Source organism: Clostridia bacterium (assembly GCA_024685775.1).
Classification (GTDB): domain Bacteria; phylum Bacillota; class Clostridia; order Christensenellales; family CAG-1252; genus CAG-1252.
Map to the genome: position 1 here is coordinate 16,407 of JAIKVL010000002.1, position 17,568 is coordinate 33,974.

The 17,568-nt window shown below is 50.1% G+C and carries 19 protein-coding genes and 1 riboswitch; of the genes, 18 read left to right on the forward strand and 1 reads right to left on the reverse strand.

Going from position 1 to position 17,568, the window contains the following annotated elements:
* Positions 1-8: 8 nt before the first annotated feature.
* The 8 genes from raiA to K5753_00280 all read left to right on the forward strand — a co-directional run bounded on the left by raiA (position 9) and on the right by K5753_00280 (position 8,281).
* Positions 9-557 (forward strand): ribosome-associated translation inhibitor RaiA, encoded by a 549-nt coding sequence (gene raiA / locus K5753_00245; protein MCR4725640.1) that lies wholly within the window; start codon positions 9-11, stop codon positions 555-557.
* A gap of 18 nt (positions 558-575) precedes the next feature.
* Entirely contained in the window at positions 576-2,003 is a 1,428-nt protein-coding gene (locus K5753_00250) for a glucose-6-phosphate isomerase (GenBank protein ID MCR4725641.1), read from the forward strand.
* Between the two features lie 69 nt (positions 2,004-2,072).
* A riboswitch (TPP riboswitch) is annotated at positions 2,073-2,163 on the forward strand.
* 33 nt (positions 2,164-2,196) lie between these two features.
* A complete protein-coding gene (gene thiT / locus K5753_00255; GenBank protein MCR4725642.1) occupies positions 2,197-3,303 on the forward strand; it encodes an energy-coupled thiamine transporter ThiT in 1,107 nt (368 codons plus the stop codon).
* 119 nt (positions 3,304-3,422) lie between these two features.
* On the forward strand, positions 3,423-4,484 hold the full coding sequence (locus tag K5753_00260) for an ATP-binding cassette domain-containing protein (protein MCR4725643.1): 1,062 nt from the start codon (positions 3,423-3,425) through the stop codon (positions 4,482-4,484).
* A complete protein-coding gene (locus K5753_00265; GenBank protein ID MCR4725644.1) occupies positions 4,468-5,763 on the forward strand; it encodes a hypothetical protein in 1,296 nt (431 codons plus the stop codon). Before K5753_00260 ends, K5753_00265 begins: the two co-directional genes overlap by 17 nt.
* Positions 5,764-5,790: 27 nt before the next feature.
* Positions 5,791-6,834, forward strand: a complete 1,044-nt coding sequence (locus K5753_00270; GenBank protein ID MCR4725645.1) for a hypothetical protein — start codon at positions 5,791-5,793, stop codon at positions 6,832-6,834.
* Positions 6,835-6,837: 3 nt separating this feature from the next.
* Positions 6,838-7,602 (forward strand): ABC transporter permease subunit, encoded by a 765-nt coding sequence (locus K5753_00275; GenBank protein MCR4725646.1) that lies wholly within the window; start codon positions 6,838-6,840, stop codon positions 7,600-7,602.
* The gene (locus tag K5753_00280) at positions 7,592-8,281 is read left to right on the forward strand and encodes an ATP-binding cassette domain-containing protein (protein ID MCR4725647.1); all 690 of its coding nucleotides are present in this window, start codon (positions 7,592-7,594) and stop codon (positions 8,279-8,281) included. Before K5753_00275 ends, K5753_00280 begins: the two co-directional genes overlap by 11 nt.
* Here the strand turns inward: K5753_00280 and K5753_00285 are convergent.
* Complete coding sequence (locus K5753_00285) at positions 8,270-8,557, reverse strand: hypothetical protein (GenBank protein ID MCR4725648.1); 288 nt, start codon at positions 8,555-8,557, stop codon at positions 8,270-8,272. The genes K5753_00280 and K5753_00285 overlap by 12 nt on opposite strands.
* Before the next feature lie 63 nt (positions 8,558-8,620).
* On the opposite strand from K5753_00285, the gene K5753_00290 reads away from it, so the two are divergent.
* The 10 genes from K5753_00290 to K5753_00335 all read left to right on the forward strand — a co-directional run bounded on the left by K5753_00290 (position 8,621) and on the right by K5753_00335 (position 17,568).
* Positions 8,621-8,977, forward strand: a complete 357-nt coding sequence (locus K5753_00290; protein MCR4725649.1) for a hypothetical protein — start codon at positions 8,621-8,623, stop codon at positions 8,975-8,977.
* Positions 8,978-9,109: 132 nt separating this feature from the next.
* Positions 9,110-11,080, forward strand: a complete 1,971-nt coding sequence (locus K5753_00295; protein MCR4725650.1) for a DNA gyrase subunit B — start codon at positions 9,110-9,112, stop codon at positions 11,078-11,080.
* Complete coding sequence (locus K5753_00300) at positions 11,073-13,544, forward strand: DNA topoisomerase 4 subunit A (GenBank protein ID MCR4725651.1); 2,472 nt, start codon at positions 11,073-11,075, stop codon at positions 13,542-13,544. The genes K5753_00295 and K5753_00300 overlap by 8 nt, the downstream gene beginning before the upstream one ends.
* A gap of 108 nt (positions 13,545-13,652) precedes the next feature.
* Positions 13,653-14,474 (forward strand): hypothetical protein, encoded by an 822-nt coding sequence (locus K5753_00305; protein ID MCR4725652.1) that lies wholly within the window; start codon positions 13,653-13,655, stop codon positions 14,472-14,474.
* Positions 14,471-14,923 carry a hypothetical protein gene (locus K5753_00310; protein MCR4725653.1) on the forward strand — a complete coding sequence of 151 codons (453 nt, stop codon included), beginning with the start codon at positions 14,471-14,473 and terminating at the stop codon, positions 14,921-14,923. Before K5753_00305 ends, K5753_00310 begins: the two co-directional genes overlap by 4 nt.
* Before the next feature lie 12 nt (positions 14,924-14,935).
* Positions 14,936-15,133 carry a stage III sporulation protein AC gene (gene spoIIIAC / locus K5753_00315; protein MCR4725654.1) on the forward strand — a complete coding sequence of 66 codons (198 nt, stop codon included), beginning with the start codon at positions 14,936-14,938 and terminating at the stop codon, positions 15,131-15,133.
* Position 15,134: 1 nt separating this feature from the next.
* A complete protein-coding gene (locus tag K5753_00320; GenBank protein ID MCR4725655.1) occupies positions 15,135-15,518 on the forward strand; it encodes a hypothetical protein in 384 nt (127 codons plus the stop codon).
* On the forward strand, positions 15,515-16,708 hold the full coding sequence (locus tag K5753_00325; protein ID MCR4725656.1) for a stage III sporulation protein AE: 1,194 nt from the start codon (positions 15,515-15,517) through the stop codon (positions 16,706-16,708). The genes K5753_00320 and K5753_00325 overlap by 4 nt, the downstream gene beginning before the upstream one ends.
* A 1-nt stretch (position 16,709) precedes the next feature.
* Positions 16,710-17,165, forward strand: a complete 456-nt coding sequence (locus K5753_00330; GenBank protein ID MCR4725657.1) for a stage III sporulation protein AF — start codon at positions 16,710-16,712, stop codon at positions 17,163-17,165.
* On the forward strand, positions 17,149-17,568 hold the full coding sequence (locus K5753_00335; GenBank protein ID MCR4725658.1) for a hypothetical protein: 420 nt from the start codon (positions 17,149-17,151) through the stop codon (positions 17,566-17,568). Before K5753_00330 ends, K5753_00335 begins: the two co-directional genes overlap by 17 nt.

Sequence of the window (17,568 nt, forward strand, 5' to 3'; positions counted from 1 at the left end):
GCAAAAATATGCGTATTGACATTGTGGGGAAAAATTATAACGTCAGCGACAGATTGGATGACATCATTCGCAAGAAAGCGGAAAGACTCGATCGTTTTTTCTCGGATGACGTCACCGCGAGGGTGGTGTGTAAAGAGGAGCACAAAGGTCGGTTTACGATGGAGCTTACCATTATCGTGGACGGCGTTGTAATACGTAGCGAAGAAACCAGCGATAACATGTATAACAATATCGACGTCGTCGTCCCGAAGATCGATCGTCAAATCCGTAAATACAGAACGAAATTGACCAAGAAATTCAAGGACAGCGTCTTTAACTTCAAGGCAGTCGAAGAAGAAGCGGCGGCGCTCAACGAGCCGCAAGAGCCGATCGAGGAGCCGACGATCGTCAAGACCAAGAAATTCGAGCTTCAACCGATGAGCGTCGAAGAAGCTCTCGATCAAATGGATCTTCTCGAAAACAAATTCTTCGTCTATCTGAATCCCACGACGGGAAAAGTCAATATCGTTTACAGGAGATACGACAAGACCATCGGTCTTATTGAGCCGCAATACTAAAAGGAGCATACAACAAAAATGGCAAGAATCAACAAATCCGAAAATCAGATCCGTTTCGACTTCAACAACATGATGAGCGACTACATCGGAGCGGAGCAGGGCATTCGCGAGAGCGATATCGTCGCGGTGCAAAACAAAGTCAAAGAGTCGTTCAAATCGGTCGTCGATCAAGGCGGCGCGGGTTGGCAGGGTTGGATGGACCTTCCTTTTAACCAAGACGAGATCGTCAAAGATATTATCGAAACCGCGAAAAACGTCCGCAAAGATTTCAAGACCTTCGTCGTCCTCGGAATCGGCGGAAGCGCGCTCGGTCCGATCGCCGTTTTCCAAGCGCTTCGTCATCTTCATTATAACGAACTTCCTCATAAAGTTCGGAAAGGTCCGAAGTTTTACGTTGAAGACAATATCGACCCGGAGCGTATGGCGGCTCTTCTCGACGTGATCGACGTCAACACGACGATGTTCAACGTCATCACCAAGAGCGGCGCGACGAGCGAGACGATGAGCCAATATCTCGTCATCATCGACGTCCTTAAAAAGGCGCTCGGCGATAAGTTCGCTTCTCACGTCATCGCGACGACGGATAAAGAAAAAGGCAACCTTATCAAGCTTGCGAAGAAAGAAGGGTTCAAAACTTTCTACATTCCCTCGGGCGTCGGAGGTCGTTTCTCCGAGCTTTGCCCGGTCGGTCTTTTGCCCGCCGCCGTCCTCGGTATCGATATCAAATTGATGCTTGCGGGTGCGCGCGATATGGTGAAGAAGGGCAAAAAGAGCAATAATCCGTATAAGAATATGCCTTTGATGGCGGCAACGCTTCAATACGTCGCGATGAACCGCGGCAAGAACGTTTCCGTTATGATGCCGTATGCGGATAGTTTGAAGTACATTGCCGACTGGTACTGCCAGCTTTGGGGCGAGAGCCTCGGAAAGGCGGTCGATAAGGACGGAAACGAAGTCTTCGCGGGGCAAACTCCCGTCAAAGCGCTCGGCGTTACCGATCAACACAGCCAGATTCAGCTTTACACCGAAGGTCCGTTCGATAAGGTCATCACCTTTATCGCCGTTGATTCTTTCCGCAAGGAAGTCATGATCCCGGAAGGTCTTCCCGAGTTCCCCGACGTCAATTTCCTCTGCGGAAACACGATGGGCACTTTGCTCAACACGGAGCGCAGGGCGACCGAATATGCTCTCCAAAAGAAGAAGAGACTCAATCGCACGATCATCGTTCCCGAAGTCAACGAGTACACGATCGGTCAACTTTTGATGCTCTTTATGCTTGAAACCGCTTTCGTCGGCGCGATGCTGAACATCGACACCTTCAATCAACCCGGCGTCGAAGAGGGCAAGAACGCGACCTACGCGATGTTCGGCAGAAAGGGCTATGAAGCGAAGAAAGCCGAGCTTGACGGCGCGAAGCAAAAGTCCGACAGATATATCATCGACTGATCGAAATATTTGTCGAAAGTTCGTCGGATTTCCTTGACAAAGGAGATTCGGCGGAATACAATAAAGTCAAATTGAGTTTAGGGGTGCCCGAAAGGGCTGAGATTATACCCTTTGAACATGATGAGGTAATTCTCGGCATGGAAAAACAGCGAATTGATTTTTTCACCTCCCGAGAATTCGGGAGGTTTTTTTTATGGGACTTTTGCAACTTTTGGCTGCCGATAAGGCTACTTGGTATCCGATCCTGTTCGATTCGACGTTTAACGCCGTCCGTTCGGTCCTTACTTGGTTGACCGTCGCGCTTGCGATCGCCTACGTCGTTACGTTTATCGCGTTAAACGATAAACCGATTTGGGAAAAGATCAGAAAGCCGCTTTTCTTTGCGGCGATCTTGTATGCCGCCGCCGTGGCGATCACGCTTTTGACGATGACTTTTGTCGAAGACGGTATCGTCGCGATCTTATTCTATCCGCTGCTCGCCTTGATCCTCGCGATTGCGCTCGGCGCGATCCTTCTCGTTTTCAAGCGCAGCACGCCGATCTATATCGCGGTCGCGTCGATCGTCGCCGCGGGCGTCATCGCCGTCCTCGTCTGTATGGGCGTCCATTTTTCGGGCGGAAAAGCCGCGGAAATGAACTGGATCTCGAATGACGACGTTAATCCGCTTGCGCTTTATATCTTCGCTGCGGTCGCGCTCGCCGTCCTTGTCTTCGTTGCGCTTTTCATCGGAAGAAAGGATAAAACGGGATTTACGACGAAATCCATTACCTACGGCGCGATCTCGGTCGCGATGAGTTTCGCGCTTTCTTATCTCCGCATCGTCAAGATGCCTCAGGGCGGTTCGATCACGGTCGCGTCGCTCCTTCCTTTGATGATCTATGCCTTTATGTTCGGCGTAAAGAAGGGCGTCTTCGTCGGAATGGTCTACGGACTTTTGCAAGCGATCCAAGATACTTATATCCTGCATCCCGCGCAATTCGTTCTCGATTATCCCGCCGCTTTTGCGTGTATCGGTCTCGCGGGGCTCTTCGTCTCGCTCGGCGTCTTGAATAAGATCCCGCAACTTCAATTCGCGCTCGGCGCAATCGTCGCGGGCGTCGGCCGCTTCTTAATGCACTTTATTTCCGGGATCTTCGCGTTCGGTGCGTTCGCGCCCGAAGGAACGCCCGTTCCCCTGTATAGCTTAACGTATCAATGTTTCTACGTTTTCCCCGATCTTGCGATTTGCATCGTCGTCGGCGTCATACTGTTCTCGTCCAAAGCGTTCGTCCGCACCCTTCGCCGCAGCGCGGCGCAATGATCGGTCCGCGGTCTGAAACGATAAAAAACTCTCCGATTTTTTCGGGGAGTTTTTTTTATCTCCCGAAACCGACGAACCTTTATTTGACTATTTGGGGAAAAGAGGACTATAATTTACTTATGAGTAAATTAGAGTGCAGAGACGTATCGATCAAATATTTCGGTTACGATGAATCCGTGGCGGGATTTTCCTCCTCGTTTTCGGACGGCGTAAACGTCGTTTTCGGCGCGCAGGGAAGCGGTAAGACGACGCTTTTGAAAGCGCTTGCCGGTTTGATCGAATCTTCGGGCGAGATTCTTTTCGACGGCGCGAGCGTCCGCGATATTCCTTTGAAAGATCGCGATTTTCAACTCGTATTCGACGATCTCGGTCTCTTTTCGCGCCACAGCGTTTTATATAATCTCGAATATCCTTTGAAAAAAAGAGGGATTCCGAAAGAGAAAAGGCGCGACGCCGTCTATCAAGCGGCGAAGCTTTTCGGGCTCGACGTCATGATCGAAGCGCCTGTCTATCGCCTGACCGAATGGCATAAAGTCGCGCTCGCGCTTTGCAGGGTGTATCTTCGCAAGGCGAAAGTCGTTTTTATCGACAACGTTTTTTCCCGTTTGGACGTTTGCGCGAGAAAGCAGGCGTTTTTGGAATTCATGCCTCTTTTATCCGATCGCGGGATCGTTGTCTTCGCGACGGACGAGGTCGCGGAAGCAGCGGCGCTTTCCGAGGAAATTTATTTTTTGAATGCGGGATATTTGCTTCAAAAGGGCAGTTTGCGGGAAATTATGGAAAAACCTTCGTGCGTCGCCGCTTTTTCCGCGTTTCAAGAATATCCTTCTGTTTTGACGGCGGAACTCGGCGAAGACGAGATCTCGGTCGGAAATGCCATCGCGGAATTCAAATCGCCCGTTTCGGACGTTTATATCGGGAAATCCGTTCTCGCTGGGTTTCTTCCTTTCGATTTCGTTCTATCGGAAGACGGTTTCGAGGCGAAAGTCCTTGCCCGCCTTTTTTCGGCGGAAACTCCGCTTTACGTTTTCGAAACGGAGCAAGGTAGGGTGTTCGCCGCGATTAAAGAAAAGCTCTCGATCGGAGAAAAAGTCAAACTCGGGATCGTTCGCGCGCGTTTTTTGTTTGACTTAACGAACGAACGCTGCATTATGAGGAGTCAAAATGAAAAAAGTAATTAAAATTTTGTTTTGCGTCGTGCTTTCGGCAGCGACGCTTTTATGCGTCTTTTCGTGCAAAAAAAATCCCGATTTGACCACGGACGGGGATTACGATCTTTTGCAGAACGTGATCCGTTTCGTTCAGGAAAACTACTACAAGGAAATGGATAAGGACACCGCGGATCTTTACGCGGCGTACGGAATTATCGAAAGTCTCGGCGAGCATAATTACATTTTTCCCGACAGACCGTCCGCTTCAACCGGTGACACCTCTGGATTCGGACTTCTCGTCAAATCCACTTTTTACAACGAAGTCTTTATCGATTGGATCTTGCCCGGATCGCCTTTCGAAAACGAGAGCAACGGCGTAAAACCGCAGCGCGGCGACGAGATCTACGCGATCGACGGGAAAAGAATCTCCGGCGCGGATAAAAGTTATTTTCAGTCGTTGGTCGCGGCGAAAAAGAAGGGTGTGGACACCGTCTTTACGCTGAAAAGAAACGGCGAATCGTTGAACGTTACCTATCAAAAGATCGATTACGACTTTCCGCGATGCTATTATGTAAACGATCTTCCGGGCGTACCTTCGGATTTCGGATATATCTGTTTGCGATCTTTCGACGGGTCTTACACGCGTATTTTGGCGGAAATCACCGAGTCTTTCAAGTCCTATCTCGAAGACGGGAATAAAGCTTTGATCCTCGATCTTCGCGGAAACGGCGGCGGCAGTACTTCGGTTCTTACGAGAATGGCTTCCTATTTGATCGGCGACGTTAAGGATGAAAAGTATTATAACGCGAAAACCAAGAATTACAACGTTCCGCTTGTCGAAGTTAATTACGTCAGGGCGGGAAAGACCCACGTTTATTCCACGACGCCTTCGCAATACGCGATCAAAGATCCGATCTACGTTTTGGCGGACGGCGGAACGGCTTCCGCATCCGAAGCCTTGATCGGCGCGATGAAAGCCCACGGAACGCTGACCAAACTCATCGGCAAAGAGACGGTCGGCAAGGGCGTCGCGCAAAACGGATTTACCTATTATTCGGATCGTGATCCCGGATACCTTTACGATTATTTCAAAAACGAGGACGGGGAGACGGTGCGCGAAGGATTCTTCGTCCAAGTCGTCGTCGGTGAGTATTACATTATCGACGATTCGAAAGAAGGCGGAAAGTACTGCATGAACGGAGTCCCGTTTAAGCCCGACGTCGAGATCGACGGAACGAATCCGATCACGACATCGTTTGCGGAGGATCTGTATATCGCGGCGGCGATCGCCGATTATCAATCCAAGTAATAAAAAATTTTCCAAGGGGGAAAAATTATGAAAAAAATATTAGCTGCATTACTCGTTCTTTCCTTTGTCATCGTTTCGATCTTCTCTTTTTCCGCTTGTACGGGAAAAGCCTCCGTTAAAACGGTTGCCATCACGATCGCAGTCCCGGACGGTGGTCCCGCGCTCGGTATGGCGTACCTTATGAAGAACTATGAAAAGATCGGGGAAACGAGCGTTACCTACAAGATCGTGGACGGCGCGAACGGGATCAAAGCCGCCGTTATGAGCGGGGAAGCCGATATCGCGATCCTGCCTTCGAATATGGCGGCGATCTTGTATAACAACAAAATCGATATCAAACTCGTCGGAACGAACAGTTACGGCTTGCTTTATATGCTTTCGAACGTCGTTTCCGCGGAAAGCTTTACGCTCGATTCTCTCAAAGGCGAGGTCTTAAACCTGCTCGGGCAAGGCGGGACTCCCGAGATCGTCGTCAAGAAGGTTCTCGACGCGGCGGAGATCGCTTATGAAGAAAGCGACGTTGCGATCCCGAATAAAGTCGCGTTGAAATTCCACGCCGACGGAAAGACCATCATCGGTGGGTTGAAGCAAAAGACGATCCGTTTCGCCGTCCTCGGCGAACCCGCCGTGTCGACCGCATTGCAACAGGTCGGTTCTCCGCTCGGAATCGTTTTGAATCTGCAAGATGCTTGGAAGACCGCAGCGGGAACCGCGGCGAGCTATCCGCAAACCGCGCTCGTCGCGAAGAGTTCTTTAATCAAAACTGATGCGGAACTCGTAAAAAAGGTCGCGAAATTGACTTTCGATAACAGTTTGAAACTTAATCAGGACGCGCAGCCTTTGATCGACTGTTTGCGCGAAAAGGGCGCGACCGTTCCCGCTACGTTCGGCACCGAGGGCGTCCAAAGGACGAATATCACGCCGAAATTCGGCGCTCGTGCAAAATCGGATCTCGTGGCGTATTTTACGATCTTGAAAGAGTATAAAGCGCAGTTGATCGGCGGAAAGCTCCCCGCGGACGACTTCTATATGGAAGGAGCGGATCTCGAAACCTATCAAGGCGACGAATAATCGATGGATAGAAAGAGGATCGTTGAAAATATCGTCGCGCCCCTCGTCGGTCTTGCGGCGTTCATCGGGATTTGGTACGCCGCGGCGGCGTGGATCGGCGTTTCGATCATTCTGCCGTCGCCGACGGAAACCCTTTCGAGTTTTTTCCGTTTGCTCGGAAGCTCCTTCTTTTACGTCGCGGTAGGACATACCTTGCTTCGAACGATTCTCAGCTTTCTCGTCGCGTTTTTTCTCGCTTGTGTTTTTGCATTTTTATCGAAAATATCCGCATTTTTCAGAAACGCGTTTTCTCCGATCGCGATCATTATGCGCGTCCTGCCGACGATTTCCGTCATCTTGCTCGTCTTGATTTGGTTTAAGAGCGCGACGGCGCCGTTCGTCATCACGTTTATCGTAATCTTTCCGATGCTCTATACGACCGTTTTGAACGCGTCGGACGGAGTCGATAAAAATCTCGTCGAAATGGGACAGGTATACGGATTTTCCCGCCTGAAACTTTTTTCCCGAATTTACGTTCCGCAAATGACGCCCGCCGTCCTGACCGGCGTCGGGATCACTCTTTCTTTCTCCGTTAAGTTGACGGTCGCGGCGGAAGTCTTGTCTTCGACGAAAGAGAGTATGGGGCGTTATATGCAGTCTTCCTCCGCTTATATCGAGACCGCGAACCTTCTCGCTTGGACGATCGCGGCGATCCTTCTCGGTTTTTTGCTCGAAACCGCGGTGCTTCTCATCAAGAAAAAGACGACGGGGTGGTATTATGGAAAATAAAGTAATATCCGTGCGTTTCGGCGAAAACGTCATTTTCGATCGGTTTGAATTCAAGCCCGAGGAGAATAAAATTACCTGCGTCCTCGGTCCTTCCGGGTCTGGTAAAACGACTCTTCTGAAAGCTTTTTGCGGGTTGGTGAAACAAGAGTTTTCTCCGGAAAAGTGTTCGGTCGTATTTCAAGATCAAAGGCTTCTTCCTCATTTGAATGTCCTCGATAATATCGCGATCGTTCTTCCCGGGAAAAGGAAAGAAAGAAAGGAAAAAGCTTTATCTCTTCTTGCCGACATGGAGCTCTCTTCCTCGTCGAAACTCTATCCGTCGGAGCTGTCCGGGGGAATGGCGCAACGCGTCGCGATCGCGCGCGCTCTCGCTTACAGCGCGCCTTATCTTTTGATGGACGAACCTTTCAAAGGGCTCGATCTCGCTTTACAAGAGCGATTGATCCGCTATTTTCTCTCGGTTTGGGAGAAGGATAGGAGGACGACCCTTTTCGTTACTCATAGCATTCTTGAAGCCATCCTCGTCGCGGATCGGATTGTCGTCTTGAAAAAAGAAGAGGCGGGCGCGAAGATCCTCTTCGATCGCTCTTTCGATATGCCGAGAGAAGATCGCGCGCTCGGCAATCCCGAAGTGGACGCGCTGCGTTCGGATCTACACGCCGTTCTTTCAAGGCTTTAATCGATTTCCTTTTAACATTTCGATCACGCCGTTTAACCGTTGCTTTTGCTCCTCGTTCAGCATCGGAGCGACGCTGTCGGCGAACGCGCGAAGTTTTTCGTCGCTTAAACTTCCGTTTGCTTTTTGTTCGTTCGCAACTTTGAAAATGTCGGAAAGAAGCTCGGAATCGCTTTTGTTTTTATAGGATTCCGCCGTTTTTCTCGCGTCGTTTTGATCGAATGAACCCTGCGTTTTTTCTCTTTGATCCGCCTGATTTTTGAATGATCTGAAATCCATCGTTTTCTCCTTTACACACTGAATTATATTTCGGCGCATATAGTTTTGTTACGGAGGGAGTTTATGGATCTGTCTAATCTACTCGGTGAGATCGGAAAGGGAAAGGCGGGCGCGCTCGGCGCGCTTCTGCCTTTTTTACTCGGAGGAAAAGGCGTCGACCTCGGCGGATTGTTATCGGGCGCGCTCGGCGGGAATAACGCTATTTCAGAGCTTTTCCCGTTTTTCGAAAAAAAAGGAGAGAGCGGTTCGGGATCGTATCCTCCTCTTTTCGGATCCGAAGAAATGCCGCTGAACGTTTTGTCGTCTGTGCTGAATTCTTCCGCATTATCGGGGCATAATGCGAAAACGGATAAGAAAAAGGGCGGCGAATATCCATATGAGTTACAATATAATCGCCCGGAACCTGTCATTAAAAAATAAATATAGTATAAATACTTCCCAAAAACCACAAGATATGGTATAATATCGAAGATTTTAGCGCAAAAGGCTTTTTTTGTGCGAAAATATGAAGCGTCGGTTCGTTTGAATCGCGTCGATTTTTCGGAGGCATTTGTGAGCAAAGAGTATAACGCAAAGGACATACAAGTTCTCGAAGGTTTGGAAGCGGTTCGCCTTCGCCCCGGTATGTATATCGGAACGACGGGCGCGAAAGGTCTGCACCATATCTTGTGGGAGATCGTCGATAATGCGCTGGACGAGATCTGCAACGGGTTCGGTTCTCGCGTGGAGATCATCATTTATCCGGACGGAAGCATTTCCGTTGAGGACGACGGGCGCGGTATCCCGGTCGATAAACATCCGCAGCTCGGCATCAGCGGCGTCGAGGTCGTCTTTACGCAACTGCATGCGGGCGGTAAATTCAATAACGATAATTACACCTTTTCCGGTGGTTTGCACGGCGTCGGCGCGTCCGTTACGAACGCTCTTTCCGAATGGCTCGACGTCACGATCTATAAAAACAAAAAAGTCTATAAGCAGGAGTTCCATTCTCCCGAGATCAACGGCAAGATTTTGAGCGGTATTCCGCGCACCGCGCTTGTCGAGACAGCGGAAAAGACGGATAAACACGGGACTTTCGTCCGCTTTATGCCCGATAAACGCGTCTTCGGGAAAGAGGTCTTCAATTATCAAACGATCGTCACCCACGTTCAGGAACAAGCCTTTTTGAATAAGGGGATCACGATCTCCGTCGAGGATAAACGCCAACTTGACGACGATTTGAACAGTCTCAAATCGACGTTTTGTTACGAGCGCGGAATCACGGATTTCGTAAAGTATTTGAACGACGGAAAGGAAACTCTGTTCCCCGAGCCCATCGAATTCGAGGTTTCGCAGGATAAATTTTATCTCGGTCTTTCGATGCAACACACCGGCGCCTACACCGAGAGCATTTTCTCTTTTGTAAACAGCATCCCGACGACCGAAGGCGGGACGCACGAGATCGGTTTCAAGAGCGCTTTGACCAAGGTAATGAACGATTACGGGAGAAAGCGCGGATTGATCAAAGATAAAGATCCTTCGCTCCAAGGCGAAGATTTTCGCGAAGGGTTGACTTGCGTCCTTTCGATCCGCATGCAAAACGTCCAATTCGAAGGACAGACGAAGACCAAGCTCGGAAACCCGGAGATCCGCCCGCTCGTGGAAAGCATCGTCATGGAAAAACTCGACGCTTATTTGAGCGAGAAAAAGCATTTCGAATGCGGCGACGCGATCATCGAAAAGGCGCTCGGCGCGGCGAAGGTCAGAGAAGCGGGTAAAAAGGCGAAAGAGCTTGCGCGCCAGAAGAATAACGCGACGACGAATATGCTGATCGGCAAACTCGCGAACTGCACCGGCAAAAAAGCGGAGTTGAACGAGCTTTTTATCGTCGAGGGCGATTCCGCAGGCGGCAGCGCGAAACAGGGCAGAGATCGCCGCTATCAAGCGATCCTTCCGCTTCGCGGCAAGCCGATCAACGCGGAAAAGAAAAGGATCGATCAACTCCTTTCCAATGAAGAAATATGCACGATTATTTCCGCGCTCGGCGCGAATTTCGATACCGAATTCAACGTTAACGCTTTGAAATTCGGCAAAGTCATCATTCTCGCCGATGCAGACCAAGACGGCGCGCACATTCGCTCCATTCTTTTAACCTTCTTCTTCCGCTATATGAAAGAATTGATTACGGAAGGTCACCTCTTTATCGGAATGCCGCCGCTTTTCAAAGTCGAGAAAAAGGACGTCGTAAAATATGCTTACGACGATTCCGCGCTCGAACAGATTATTTCGGAAGTCGGAAGGAATTATAAATTGCAACGCTATAAAGGTCTCGGCGAAATGAACCCCGAGCAACTTTGGGACACGACGATGAATCCCGAAACGCGTTGCCTGACGCGCGTTTCGATCGAGGACGCCGCTTCCGCCGATCGTTTGATCTCGACCCTGATGGGCGACAACGTGGACGCGCGTAAGTCCTATATCTACCAATACGCGAACTTTAACAGGAAAGACGAAATCGAGAAAAAAGGGTACTTAAATGTCTAACGAAAGAGAATTGGAAACGGAAAACAAGGAAACTTCCGAAAGAATGTACGAAAAAACCGTGGAGCAGGTGCTTCACGAGTCGATGATCCCGTACTCCGAGTACGTTATCTTGGATCGCGCGCTTCCGCGCGTCGAAGACGGATTAAAGCCCGTTCAGCGCAGAATTTTGTACAGTATGTACGAGCTTGGGATCACGCACGATAAACCGCATAAAAAGTGCGCGCGTATCGTCGGTGAATGCTTGGGTAAATACCATCCGCACGGCGATACTTCCGTGTACGACGCTTTGGTCCGTCTCGCGCAATCTTTCAATATGAGCGAACCGCTCGTGGACGGTCACGGTAACTTCGGTTCGGTGGACGGTGACAGCGCGGCGGCAATGCGTTATACCGAAGCGCGCCTTGCTCCGATCGCGCAGGAAATGCTTCGCGATATCGATAAAGATACCGTAACGTACAGCTTGAACTTCGACGACACCTTAAAAGAGCCGGATATGCTCCCGGGCAGATTCCCGAACCTCCTCGTAAACGGCGCTTCGGGTATTGCGGTCGGTCTCGCCACGAATATTCCGACGCATAATATCACCGAAGTGATCGACGGCGCGGTCGCGATGATCGACGATCCGCATATCAAGCTGGACGAACTGATGAAGGTCATCAAAGGACCGGATTTCCCGACCGGCGGTATTTTGACGGCGGGGGAAGAACTGAAACAAGCCTATGAAACGGGTAAGGGCAAAGTCCAGATCACCGCGAAAATGCATATCGAGCGCGAGGGCGATAAAAAGAGCATCGTCATAACCGAGCTTCCGTATCAGGTCAACAAAGCGAAACTTCTCCAAAAGATCAACGAACTTCGTGAAAGCAAGAAGGAGCCTTTCGTCCAGATCGCGGATATTTTGGATGAATCCGACCGTCAAGGTCTCCGCGCGACGATCAAATTGAAGCGCGACGCCGAAGTCGACAGGATCGTAAAACTCCTTTTGAAACACACCGATCTTCAAACGAATTTCGGCATCAATATGGTCGTTATCGCTGACGGGAAGCCCCGTCTGATGGGTCTTCGCGAGATCTTAAAGTATTATCTCGATTATCAACGCACGTTGATCCAAAGGCGCACTCGTTTCGATCTGAACGCGGCGAAAGAGCGTGACGAGATCTTGCGCGGTCTCCTTGTCGCGATACAAAATATCGACGAAGTCATCGCGATCATCAAAAAGGCGAGAAACGTAGGCGACGCGAAAGACGCTCTTCGCGAGAGATTTTCTCTTTCCGAAAAGCAAGCGAACGCGATCGTCGAAATGAAGCTTCGCCGCTTGACCAACCTCGAAACGGATGAGATCATAACCGAGCTCGAAGAACTCAGAAAAAAGATCGATTATCTTACCAAAGTCCTCGGTTCGACCCGTATGCAATATCAAGTCATCAAAGAAGAACTCCTCGATATCAAAAAGAGATATAAGAGGGCGCGTCGCACCGAGATCGTAAACGGTGACGGCGAAACGGTCGTCAGTGAAATCAAGCCCGAGGAAGCGGCGTCCAAGCCTGTCGTAAACGGCGGGATCGTTCTCTTTGAGAACGGCAATATCAAATTCTGCAATCAACGCACGCTCGGCGCGGGCGGAAAGAGCCTTTCCGGTCTGACCGAAGCCGACGTCGTCAAAGAGATCGTCTATCTGACTTCGGATAAGAATTTCTATGCGTTTACCGATAAAGGTAACGTCGCGAGGATCGCTGCCTCCGACCTTCCCGAGAAGTCTTGGAAAGACCGCGGAACGCCTTTCGTAAAACTTGTTCCGCAAGCGGATCGTGAGGAAAAAGTCGTCTCGATCCTCGTCCTTGACGAGGGCGAAAAGGCTTCGCCGGAAGATTCGATCGTCTTCTTTACGACGGACGGTATGGTTAAGCGCACTCTGTCGCAGGAGTATGTCCAGCTTTCCAAGAGCTACTTCCAAGCGACCGTCGTAAAAGAGGGCGAACGCGTTTTGAACGTTTGCAATTTCAAGGAAGGGGATTCCATGGTTTTCGTTTCCGTCGACGGAATGGTTTTGAACGCCGAGACGACGGACGTTCCCGTTCAGGGAAGGCGTTCCGCCGGCGTCAAAGGAATGATGCTTGCGGACGGCGATTCCATTTCTTCCGCTTCGCTGACGAGCGATATGGGCGAAGTCATCGTCGTTACCGAACTCGGATACGGAAAAAGAGTCTTGATCGGCGATCTTGAAATCTCCAAGCGTTACAGAAAAGGACTGAAGATCATCGACACCGATCTTTCGAGAGGGAAGGTTATCTTCTCGGGCGTCGTCACGATGCCGTATATGGTCGCGTTCTTCTATGACGACGGATTATGCGAATTCGTCGTAACCGATTTGATCCCGATTCAAAACAGAACGGATATCGGTTCTTATCTGCCCGAAGACACCACGGTTCGGATCGTCTCTGCGGGTAAACACAGGACGAATTGATTTAACCGCGCTTTCTTGCGCCTCGGAAAACCGAGGCGCTTTTTTTTGCTTGTCCCGAAAATTCGGTTTGGAAGTGATAGCTTGGGACAAGTTCGCATACAGTAAAGTATGTTAAAAGGTTATTTTCCCGAAACGCTATATAAAATGATTCCCGATCCCGTGCTTGAAGTCAGGGTAAGGCGAGGTCTTCCATTGACCTTTCTGACGGAAAAACGTCGCTCGATCTCTTCTCGCGCGATCCGCGAGGAAGAGTTTGATGAATGCTTGATGCTCGCGACCGAACACTCTTTGTATGCGATGACGGAACGGCTCGTCAGCGGATATTTGCCGCTTCGCGGCGGAGTCCGCGTCGGGGTCGCGGGAGAGGGCGTCTCGGAAGGCAGGTCGATCAAGAACGTAAAGAACGTTACTTCGCTCGTTTATCGCGTCCCTCACCAAATCTTCGGCGCGTCCGATTTTATTCGGATCGACGGAAATTTCAAGCAAAACGTTCTGATCGTTTCGCCGCCCGCCTGCGGTAAAACGACGCTTTTAAGGGATCTTACGAGGAAGCTTTCGAACGTGGGGAATAACGTCGCTGTTTTGGATGAAAGAGGGGAAATCGGCGGAGTCGTCAAAACCGAACGAACGCTGGATCTCGGATCGAATGCGGACGTCCTCGTCGGATTTCCGAAGCGCATCGCGTACGAAAACGCGCTTCGCGCTTTGAGCCCCGATTATATCGTTACCGACGAACTATCGGGCGAAGAGGACGTCGAAGGCGTCCTTCGCGCCTATTACGGCGGCGTAAAAGTCGTCGCGACTTTGCACGGGAAGGGCGACTTCGTCTTTTACGGGATTTTCGCGCCGCTTGAAAAGGTTTTCGATCGGGTGATCGTCCTTTCCAAAGATCCGAAAGTCGGTTCGGTCGTTCGCGACGAAAAGCGATGAGCGCGTTCTCCGTCTTTGCTGGCGCATGCGCCTTTCTTTCCGCGTCGCTCGTCGGATTATGGTTGAAACGGCGGCTTTTGAATAAAGCCGATTTCTATAAAGACTACTATGATTTTCTGTGTTACGCTCTTGAAAAAATCTCTTCCGAACGGACGGTCGTTTCGGAGATCAAACGGACGTTTCAAGGAAAAAGTAAAGAGTTCACCGAGCTTTTGAAGGGTAACGAGGTCTCGGCTCCGATCGGTGAAAAAGAGCGGAACGCCGTAAAAGAGTATCTTTCGGGGATCGGTTCCACGGATGCGGAATCGCAGATCGCTTCGCTTTCGTCAAAGTGCTCGACGTTAAAGCGATTCGTCGAAAACGAATGCGCCGCTTATCGAAAAGACGCGGCGTTACGATTCAAACTCGCCGTCCTCGTCGGCGCCGCTCTCTTTATCATTTTGGTTTGACGGGAGGAAACTATGGATATAAGCGTTTTGTTTAAGATCGCGGGGATCGGGTTGCTCGCGGCGATCATGAATACGATTTTGAAGAAAAGCGACAAAGAAGAGATCGCGACGGTGACGACGCTTGCGTCTTTGGTGATCGCGCTCGTGATCGTGCTTGATATGATCGCGTCTTTGTTTGACAGCGTCAAGTCCATTTTCAGCTTATATTGATATGCAGATCGTCAAAGTGATCGGCGTCGGCTTGATCGGCGCGCTCGTCGCCGGGATTCTGCGGCAGGAAAAATCGGAAATCTATATTTTCGCCGTGATCGCAAGCGGCGCGCTGATTCTGATTATCATTCTATCCTCGTTAACGGACGTAATCGCCGAATTCGGGCTTCTCGTCGGAAAGAGCGGGGTGGACGAATCTCTGTTCGCCGGCGTTTTGAAGATCCTCGGCGTGGGGTACATCACGGAGTACGCCGCTTCCCTTTGCAACGATTACGGCGTTTCGAGTATCTCGAATAAGATCCAACTTGCGGGAAAAATTTCGATCTTTTTTATGACCTTTCCCGTCTTGACCAATCTGATCGGCGTCATTTCTTCGATCGTATGAAACCGTTTCTTCGATTCCTTCTTATCCTGATTTTTTCCGCGATGCTTTTCTCTTTGCCTCTGTCGAGCGCATCGGCGAAAGGAATTAAACCGAAAACGAATCCGGATGAAGAATTAGCGAAAGCGATCGAAAAGTATATTGAAAATCTCGACCTCGCGGATCTTGACGAATTCGTTCGGGATATAGACGATCACGGGGTTTTGAAAGGCTCTCTCGCCGATCTTGTCAAGCGTATGACGAAGGGAGAGCTTTCCTTTGACTTTAAGACGATTTTGTCCTATTTATGGGGAAATATCGCGTCTTTGCTTTCCGAAACGTTCGCCGCGTTATTGACTGTCTTGATTCTTGCGGTTTTGAGTAGTCTTTTATCCGGACTGACCTCGGGATTTATGAATAAGCAGACGATCGAGATCGTCCATTACGTCTTTTATACCCTTGCGGTTACCGTGATCATGGTCAAAGTCGGAGGGATCGTAAAAGAAAGCGCGGACCTTGTAAATCGACTGACTCGGCTGACCGAGACGGCGTTTCCGCCGCTCGTAACTTTGATGAGCGCGCTCGGCGGGAGCGTTTCTTCGACGCTTTATAAGCCGCAACTCGCTTTTTTCTGCGCTTTGATCTCCAAAATCATAGGTAGCTTAATTCTGCCTTTGTTTACCGCTTCCGTGGCTTTTTGCCTGATCGGGCATCTTTCCGCGACGGTAAAGACGGATAAAATCCAATCCGCGATCCGTTACGGATCGACCTTCGTTTTAACTTCGGTTTTCGGTTTGTTTCTGACCTATTTGACCGTCGCGGGTATCACCGGGGGAATGGTGGACGGAATCAGCGTCAAAGCGGCGAAATTCGTCGTTTCGAGCTACGTCCCGATCCTCGGCGGCTACTTATCGCAGGGATTCGATCTCATCAGCGCGGGGTGCGTCCTCATCAAAAACGCGATCGGCGTGATCGGGATCGTCTGCGTTTTGGCGATCCTATTGAAACCGATTTTGCATATCGTCGTTTTTACGTTCGCGTTAAAAGTCGTCGCGTCCGTCGTCCAGCCGATCGGTGATAAAAGGATTTCGGACTTTTTATATTCGGTTTCGAACAGCACGAAAGTTTTGATTACGGCGATCGTCGGAACGGGCTTCGTCTTTATCGTGTCGTTGCTTTTGGTCGTCGTCACCTGTAACGCGGGGGTATTGTGATATGAAAGGATGGATTTTGAGCGTCGTAGGAATGGTTTTGACCGTTACGCTTGCGGAGATCATGCTTCCCGAGGGGCAAACCTCGAAGTACGTCAAAGGGGTCGTCTCGCTTATGGTCGTTTACGTTATGATCTTACCGATCCCGAAACTTTTATCGTTAAAATTCGACGCAAATTCTTTTTTTAATTTTTCCGCGTCGAGTTATGAAATCGATTCGGGTTTCATACAAATTATCAAAGAGGACAAACAGTCCGCGCTATCCGATTCGCTGACTTCCGTCTTTCGGGATTCCGGGATCGCGAGCGCTTCGGCAACCGTCCTGATCCAAGGCGAAAACGAGATCGATCGGGTCATTCTTTCGGCGAAAGAAGAGGACGTCGAATCCGCGTTTGCGATAACGCTTTCGTATTTGAACGTAAAGGAGGATAGGGTTGTGATCCATGAAATCGATACGTGATCTTTGGCAAAAGTTCAAGTCGTCCGAACCGATCGCAAAGCTTCGATCCGTAAAGAACGTCGAAATCGTTCTTGCCGCGATCCTCGCCCTGATCGCGATCGTCGCCTATTTCGCGATCTCCGCAAACGGTCGAAAGTCCCGATACGCGCCGACCCTTGCGACGGAAGTGAAAATGACGGACGAAGAACAGAGGCTTTCCGCGCTCTTGTCGAAGATACAAGGAATCGGAGAAGCGCGCGTCTATATCAGCTACGGCGACAAAAAAGACGTTACGGGCGTCGTCATCGTCGCAAAAGGCGCGGATACTTCGGAAAAAAGAGTCTCGGTCGTTCGCTGCGTGGAGATCGCTACCGGAGCGTCGGTAGATCAAATACAAATATTTCAAATGGAAAATGGAGGGTAA